The sequence below is a fragment of the Pseudophaeobacter sp. C1-32P7 genome, from assembly GCF_041008775.1.
GTDB classification, from domain to species: domain Bacteria; phylum Pseudomonadota; class Alphaproteobacteria; order Rhodobacterales; family Rhodobacteraceae; genus Phycobacter; species Phycobacter gallaeciensis_A.
This window is the reverse complement of sequence record NZ_JAXGFR010000046.1, coordinates 1-7,751: the sequence shown is the minus strand read 5'-3', so window position 1 is coordinate 7,751 and position 7,751 is coordinate 1. Positions and strand designations below refer to the sequence as shown.

Annotated in this window: 6 protein-coding genes; 4 read left to right on the top strand and 2 right to left on the bottom strand. The window is 53.7% G+C overall.

Going from position 1 to position 7,751, the window contains the following annotated elements; all coding sequences use genetic code 11:
• Window positions 1-56: 56 nt before the first annotated feature.
• The 3 genes from SM763_RS23575 to SM763_RS23565 all read left to right on the top strand — a co-directional run bounded on the left by SM763_RS23575 (window position 57) and on the right by SM763_RS23565 (window position 2,795).
• Window positions 57-395 carry a hypothetical protein gene (locus SM763_RS23575; RefSeq protein ID WP_368999965.1) on the top strand — a complete coding sequence of 113 codons (339 nt, stop codon included), beginning with the start codon at window positions 57-59 and terminating at the stop codon, window positions 393-395.
• Window positions 396-923: 528 nt separating this feature from the next.
• Window positions 924-1,142, top strand: a complete 219-nt coding sequence (locus SM763_RS23570; RefSeq protein WP_368999964.1) for a hypothetical protein — start codon at window positions 924-926, stop codon at window positions 1,140-1,142.
• Between the two features lie 441 nt (window positions 1,143-1,583).
• On the top strand, window positions 1,584-2,795 hold the full coding sequence (locus SM763_RS23565; protein WP_368999962.1) for a calcium-binding protein: 1,212 nt from the start codon (window positions 1,584-1,586) through the stop codon (window positions 2,793-2,795).
• A 630-nt stretch (window positions 2,796-3,425) separates the two neighbouring features.
• Here SM763_RS23565 and SM763_RS23560 read toward each other — a convergent pair.
• Entirely contained in the window at window positions 3,426-4,196 is a 771-nt protein-coding gene (locus tag SM763_RS23560) for an FkbM family methyltransferase (protein WP_368999960.1), read from the bottom strand.
• A gap of 306 nt (window positions 4,197-4,502) precedes the next feature.
• On the bottom strand, window positions 4,503-6,581 hold the full coding sequence (locus SM763_RS23555; RefSeq protein ID WP_368999958.1) for a putative bifunctional diguanylate cyclase/phosphodiesterase: 2,079 nt from the start codon (window positions 6,579-6,581) through the stop codon (window positions 4,503-4,505).
• Window positions 6,582-7,041: 460 nt separating this feature from the next.
• Here SM763_RS23555 and SM763_RS23550 point away from each other — a divergent pair, with 460 nt between their 5' ends.
• The gene (locus SM763_RS23550; RefSeq protein ID WP_368999956.1) at window positions 7,042-7,722 is read left to right on the top strand and encodes a hypothetical protein; all 681 of its coding nucleotides are present in this window, start codon (window positions 7,042-7,044) and stop codon (window positions 7,720-7,722) included.
• Window positions 7,723-7,751 lie beyond the last annotated feature (29 nt).

The window sequence follows — 7,751 nt, the reverse complement described above, 5'->3', positions numbered from 1 at the left end:
CTGGCGGACTAATCCGCCGGCCGTTTTCTTCCCACTTTAAAACAGAGGACTAACCCATGAACTGGAATGACATTCTGCAACAGCTTCAGCCCGCGCTGATCAGTGGCCTGAGCTTGCTCCTTACCGTTCTGATCGGCGGCGCTGCGCAGGTGGCCAAGCAGCGCTTCGGCCTTGAGATCGAGGCCCGCCACCGCGAGGCCCTGCACAGCGCGTTGATGAGCGGTATCCGCGCCGCCATCGAGGACGGAGCCGACGCCGGAAAGGATGTGCTGGTCGAGCAGGCCGTCACCTATGCCCGCGAGTCGGTGCCTGATGCCATCGCGCAGCTGCGGCCCAGTGAGGCGGTGCTGCGCCGTCTGGTGGTTGGTAAGCTGGCGGAACTCGGCGTAAAGTAGGGCGATCACGAAAAGACAAGGCCCGCCATCTGGCGGGGCCTTATTCTATTTATGGAACGGCGTTTACCAGACCTCCGGTGTCTGTCGCAGACGCGCGCCGCAGTTAGGTGTTTTGGAAGATGAAGTAGTTGGCCGACAGGTCGGCGATTTGTGGTTGCGTAAAATGCTATTTGATTGTGTGCGTTACTGATGCATCCTGCGCAGGGAAACTTACCCTACCACTTTCCCAACGTTCAGCGCAGCGCATCAAGTTTATTGCCATGTTCGAGGAGCGCTCGGATGATTTGATCGTCATGAAACTGGATGTCGCGTTGGCAGGACGGGCACGAGCACTCAAAAGTCCCGTCTTGTTCCCGTCGCAATGGTTGCTTGATGCCATCGCTGCAGTGCGGGCATGAAAGCTCGACTGGGATATCGTATAGTCCCTTAGGGGCGTTCGCCATGCTTTCAACCAATCAACAACATAGGGTTGTACATATCAGCGCAAAACAGGCCACTTGAGTCAAGCTTGATTAAAACGGCAAGGGCATGTTTGAGCGCGATCGCTTCCAGGCGATGGCCGACCAGCTGGCCGGGATCCGCGGCAAGATCATCCTGTCGATCAATGACGGCCCAGAGGTCCGCGAGATCTTCCCAGCCTTCCGATTTGATGAGGTGGCGCTGAAATACATCGTCTCCTCGGGCGGAGCGACGGATGCGGCCGAGCTGATCACCTCGAACTTCGAGCTCCGGTTTGGGCTGCTTTGAGGCGGTGGTGTGGTGCTTTGTCCCTAGTTGGGCAGGGCCTTCAACATTGCCAGATTTGCGCTGTTGCCCGTCTTTGCAAAGTAGTGGTCGCAACGCGGTGCGGACGGACGCGGTCGTTTCCAGAGCCGACATTCGCTCCAAGGACCGGGAGTAGCCGCTTCCAGCCCATCGCGGTCATTGCAGTGAGCCGAGTGACGCGTGGGAAGCCAAACAGGTGCGAGATCTCGGTCCTCATGCTTGAAGTTGCACAGGTACAACAAAGAAGCTCTGCGCTGCCTATGCCGCGGTCATGTTCGCCGTCAGCTCGGTGTCTATGGAAGTTTGAGCCTTCTTACAGTCAAAAAGCGTTTGGCTAGACAGCTTAATGCCCGTATCTTCGGATTGCGACGAATTCTTTTTCTGAGTGTTTACGGTAACCTAGTTTGACAGGATTTTATACGCATGACAGTTGAGGTCACGCTTCAGGACCTGAATGGCCTGATTGAATACACATTTGCCGATGTAGATCTGAAATTCTTTGCCGGTGGCGGCGCCAGGTTTGATTTTGGTTTATCAGACACAAACTACCTGACTGGACAGGCCGAAACCACTCCGGCAACATTTCTGCCCGAGGGGGTCTTTCGCCTAACATATTACAGTGATGCCACGGGATCGGTCACAGCTGATTTCATTGGCGACTGGCCTGACCCTCTGACCTTGTCGCAAGCCGACGAAAACGTCGCCTGGGTTGAGAGCACAGCGAATATCGAGATCGAAGAAGTGACGGTCATTGTGCCGCACGCCTATCGCATAACCATCGATTTCAACGGCGAGGGACCGACGGTAAAAGATTTTGTCGAGAACTGGACCGAGCAGGATCTCACTGCCCTGAACCCTTTGGTGAATGGTGAGTTCGCAATCGAAGACGGCTGGTCCGGCACCAGCGGGCGCGACCGTTATAACGGCACGTCTCAGGCTGACATCATCGAAGGTCTGGGTGGCCGGGATATTCTGAAAGGCGGGCGCGGGAACGACGAAATTCTTGGTGGCAGTGGCAATGACAGGCTGTTCGGTCAGGCTGGCAAGGACACGTTGGAAGGAGGGGCTGGTAAGGATAAGCTATCTGGAGGCGGCGGCCGTGACGTGCTGAGCGGTGATGACGGGAATGACCGGCTGATTGGTGGTGGCGGCAACGACAGGCTTCAGGGCGGCGGCGACAGGGATGTCTTGTCCGGCGGCCGTGGATCGGATGTCTTGCAAGGCGGTGAGGGCAACGACCGCTTGATTGGCGGGAGTGGCAATGACACGCTCTCTGGAAGCTTTGGCAATGACACACTGATAGACGGGCGTGGGGATGACTTCCTGCAGGGCGGCGGCGGCGCTGACCTGTTCATTTTCGAGAAGAACGTAGCGGGTGGCACCGATCTCATCACTATGCAGCGTTTCGGCGGCGATATCCTACGCCTGCAGGGATTTGGTGTCGATGTTGACACCTCAACGGCAAGCGCCGTTGAAATAGAAGCTGCAATGGCCACGCAAGGCATTCATGTCACCCGGGATTCCAGTAGTGGCAATTTCGAAATCGGCTTTGGCACAAGCGGTGATGCCATCACCATCAGTTTCGACCAAACTGTGCTGCAGGGGCAGATCTGGGATTATTTCGAGTTCGTTTAAATCCACCAACTGGACACTCCAGATGTCCGGGTAGATCGGCCCCTAGGCAGAACACGGCCTGCGCTTTTCCCCGCAAGGGCTTTGGGCGCGCTTCTGATTGCTCTGAGCGCTCAGTATTTGCCGTCGGGTCCAATTGGTGCAATATACGTCCGCTCACAGCCCGAAGCTGCCAGTCGCGCCAGACGCGGCGCAGGGGCCGCCGCAGGTGCAAAGGTTTGGGCCAACTTCCCAATAGCGGACGCTCAAACACTCCGGCGCACTGGTCCGAAAGCTGTAGCCAGCACAAAGAGTACCGAAGCGCAGAAAGTGACCTTTACAAACTCGGCGGATCTGGCGACATGGCAGGCGATCCGTGCCGCAGGCGCACTGCCAAGAGCGGACCTTCGCCGCAGTTGCAGCCGCCGACCACCTTCGAACGGCGGGGATGCGGACTTTGCGGCTGTTCAAGTCGTGATCAGATGACCCTCGAGCGCCATATATTCTGCCGTTGGCAAAACAGCTGTACCTATCTGGAAACTTAAACCGATTTTTCTTTGAAATTTTGCGGCTGTCCAAATCAATTTGTCATCGGATACGCCGACGCGGAGCGTTGAAGGTCGTTATCAACTGATCAGAGAACAAAATGCGATATCAACGTTTGGCCAAAATGCTGCGCGGAGCATTCATGAATGCTCCATTTTCAGATTGTTCAAGCCTGAATAGAACGTCGCCGAAGCGCCAGCCATTTTGATCCACTCCGCCCGTGTATACTGAGACCAATCGCAAGCCTTGCTGGGTAAGGTGAGAAAATATTTCAAAGAAGTCACCGTGCGGTTCGCCGGGTCGGTCCTGAAATTCGCATTCACACAGGATGAAATCAATGCTGCGGCTGGCAATAGCACGCTGCGCGCCGCGCAGAACGTTCATCTCATAACCCTCTACGTCAATCTTTAGCAAACCGATCCTGGACAACTGCCGCTCCGCCAAGAACTGATCTACGGTGGTGGCATGCACCGTTTCGATTCGCTGTTGGGAGCCGCCAGGTACATCCGCCTCCAAGACCCTGTTCAGCCCGCTTGTTCCCTCGGCCAGCATTTCAATAGTGCCGACCTTATCACTCATTGCCGTGTGAAAGACCTCGACGCCCTCATAACCTGCCGCTTTGGTCTGCAATGCGGCAAAGGTATTCTTTACAGGCTCGAAGCAAAATATCTGTCTGTTGTGAAACCGGTTGGCTAAGGCTTGAAGTGTCTGACCAGTATTAGCCCCTACATCAAGGGCGACAAATCGCGTCCTTTCAGTCTCCCTTAAAGCCGCGATGTCTAGCGTCCAATCTACACCGAACGGGACATCGTTGTCGTGAACCAGATTCAGGCCTTTTTTGTTCAAAGCCTTCTCGAAGAACGAACGGATAAGGTGCATGGGAAGCCAGTTTTGTCAGAAAAGAAGTTCGATGATGTATTCAAGCACAAAAAGCTAAACAATTTATTTCTTGATGAAACGCCGGATCAAGTAACCCCGAAGAGGTGTCGAATCAGGTTAGGCCGGTTCGGGCTCCAACCAGGCCTGCGGCGATGCGGCAAGGGGCGCATAGCGAAACGGCAGTCAAAGAGCTGCCGAGTCTCCACTCCGTTGACCGACGCTCTGCTATACTAATCCGCTCGTTTTTTGCTTCGCACGGTGATCTGGCGGCTCTACTAGTTTTCTAGCAATCCGCTGGCACAGCATTTACCCGATCTGAAGCATGCTGGAGGTTTGTGACTGGGATAAGAACTCTTCCGCCTCGCGAGGTGAGAGTGGCCGAGCGTGGAAGAAACCCTGTGCAAAATCGACGCCAAGGTCGCGGACATACTCGAATTGCGCCAGCGTCTCCACGCCTTCAGCCACTACGCTTAGATCCAGGCAATGCGCAAGTTCTACCAAGCCCTTGATAAGTGCGCGGTCTCCGGCCGAAGCTTCCAAATCCTGAACGAAGCTTTTGTCGACCTTAATTTCATCAACGGAAAAGTCGCGCAAATGAGAAAGAGACGAAAACCCCGTTCCAAAATCATCCAGAGATATGCTGATGCCCATTGCGCGCAATCGGCACAGAGTTTTCTCCACGAGTTCTTTGGAGCGTCCGATTAGTGCAGTCTCTGTGATCTCCAGAACAAGGTCCGTCGGAGCAATGCAATACCGAAACAACAGGTCCTGAACTTCTTCTGCGAATCCCGGTTCGCGGAACTGCGCAGGTGATACGTTGACAGCCAGCCTTCCGGGGTGCAGGCCATGATTTTTCATTTCACCAAAGAAGGCAAATGACTTCTCAAGAACCAGCCTACCGATTGCAGGGATGTGACCCTGTTCCTCGGCGACCGGAATGAACTGATCCGGCGGCACGAATATCCCATCATGGAACAATCTGGCCAGCACCTCAAAACCCACATGTTCCTGTTTCGTGACACTACAGATCGGCTGCAATGCAATAGTGAAGCCCTCGTTCGCCAATGCATCCACCACAATGGCCTCAAGGCGCTCTCTATGATCAATGCGCTTTTGTGCCGAAGAGTCGAAAAACCGCCACGCACCGCGTCCGTTTCGCTTCGCGTCGTAAAGCGCGATGTCGGCATTGGTCAAAAGCATTTCCGCGGACGCCCCGTCCTGCGGGTACTGAGCTACCCCTAGTGAAAACGAAGGGACATATGGAGCCCCTTCAAGCGATGTAGGTTCGCTCAGCTTCTTATGCATGGTATCAATAAAGGCTTTCGGCGCGCATGCTACGGCATCGCAATGTATTATTGCGCCGAACTCGTCACCGCCTAGCCGTGCGACAGTCCCATACTTGCCGACGAATTCTTTCATGCGCGAGGCTGTCTCTTTTAGAAGCAGATCGCCGATGAAATGACCTTTGCTGTCATTGAGCACCTTGAAGTGATCAAGGTCGATCAGTGCAATCAGGCCGCAACCGTCCTCTGTAGCGAGCAGTTCCTTCAGCATGGACAAGAACCGGGTGCGGTTGGCTAGTCCGGTCAAGCCGTCAGTAAGGGCGAGGCGCTCAAGCTCAAGTTCTGACCGTTTCCGGTCGGTTATGTCATACCGGGTCGACACATAGCGTAGAATTTTACCGTCTGGGCCTTGAACTGGTACAACGGTGGTGTCGACCCAATAGATATCTCCTGCCTTGTTACGGTTACACACCTCACCATGCCAGGTTTCTCCTCTTCGGATCGTCCGCCACATTTCCACAAAGAGTGATCTGTCATGGTACCCGGAGTTCACGATACGGTGGGTCTTACCGATGAGCTCTTCCGCGCTGTAGCCACTGATTTCAGTAAATTTGGGATTTACGAAGGTAATTTTTCCCCGTGCATCCGTAACCGAAACAATCGCCTGCAGATCTAGCGCACGCTGATAGGCTTTGAAGTCAATGCTATCCTGTTTGAGCGCTCGCTCTTCGCTAACATCTCGCTGAATATCAACAAGATGAATCAGCTCTCCATCGTGATCAACAATTGGAATGCGTTTGGTTTCAGCTACGTAGGTCTGCCCACTCTGTTTATAGGTGACAACGTCAACCTGGATGACACTCCGTTCCGAGGTAGCCTTGGCAAGTGCCTTACTGCTCTCCAGCGTGGTCGCGGAGCCGAACAGCAACTCCGAAGGTTTTTTACCCAGCGCATCTTCCAAGGCGTAACCATTGAGTTCGGTAAAGGCTGGGTTAACCCAAACAACCCGACCTAGGGCATCCATCAGGATAATACTGTCACGCACGTGCTCGGCGATGAGCCGTGATAGCGCATCTGACTTAACCTCTTGACTTGTTGACATCGCAAACACCCCAAGTACCAGATTACTGCTGAAGCAGTGTGTTGCACCTGCAACGCAACACTCCGCCCGGCTCAGTCCCAACGCATAGGGCCAGAGCGGTCAGATATCGTTTTCCCAGAGGTGAGCCTAGCCAGGGAGGATTAAGAAATTCTGTCTGAGAACCTGCGAGTTAAAGGGCAGTTGTCAGCCCGAAGCGGACATGGCCTTTTCTACTGCAGCATCAGAACCTCCAGGCAAGCGGGGGGTTCCCCAACTTTCGCCCCATTTGCACGCACGCCATCGCCAGGCTGCGACAGCAGACATTCATCTGATTACTTTGGCTGGCTCTTTACATGATTGATACGACCGGCGGTTTCCGGTTGCTCAATGGCGATGTCAGGTGCTACGGACGAGATTACCACTCGCATTTTGATTGTGCAGAATGTAGGTACCACAACTCTACAGAGGTTAGGAGTTCTGGATGGTTGAAGTTGACGAGGAGCGTGAAGCCACCGCTTCAATAAGGGGTTATTTCTATCAACTTGACGCCGCGTTACTTGGTATCTTGAGTGCGGGCCTTGATGACAAAGTCGTTGTTGAAGGAGTGGAAGATTTCGATCTCTACTCTCATACCGAGACTGCTTACCATCAGGTCAAGTACTGCGAAGCGCAAAAACTCACGGCGTCGACCTTGCGCGCCCCACTATTCAAGCTGTTTGATCATTTCAATAAACTGAAAGAGGAAGATAGGAGCGGCCGCAAATACATCCTCTATGGCCACTATAAAGAAATTGGCTTATCATTAAGTCCTTTAAATTGCATCGATTTCAAGAGATTTATGAGTTATGAAAAGGCCCCCAAAGGCAAGCCGCGAACAGCGCACTCATTACTCGATGACTTGACGTACGAGGATTCCACGATCGAGGCATTTTGTAAACTCTTTGAGTTTCGTCCTGCAAGAAAGTACTTGGATCAGAAGAATGAAGTAATAGGGGCGATCCGTGAAAGTCAGGGCGTTTCCGATGTCGAGGCGAGTGGGTTTCACTACCCTTTGGCTTTGGAATATGTTGGGCCTTGTTGCGCAAATCGGGTGAGGGATTCACTGCGTGAATCCAGCGTGATAGCTGGAAGGTATGAGCAGTTGGGCCCCTACGAAGTATAAGACCACGAACTGGTCGGCTTACAATGAAG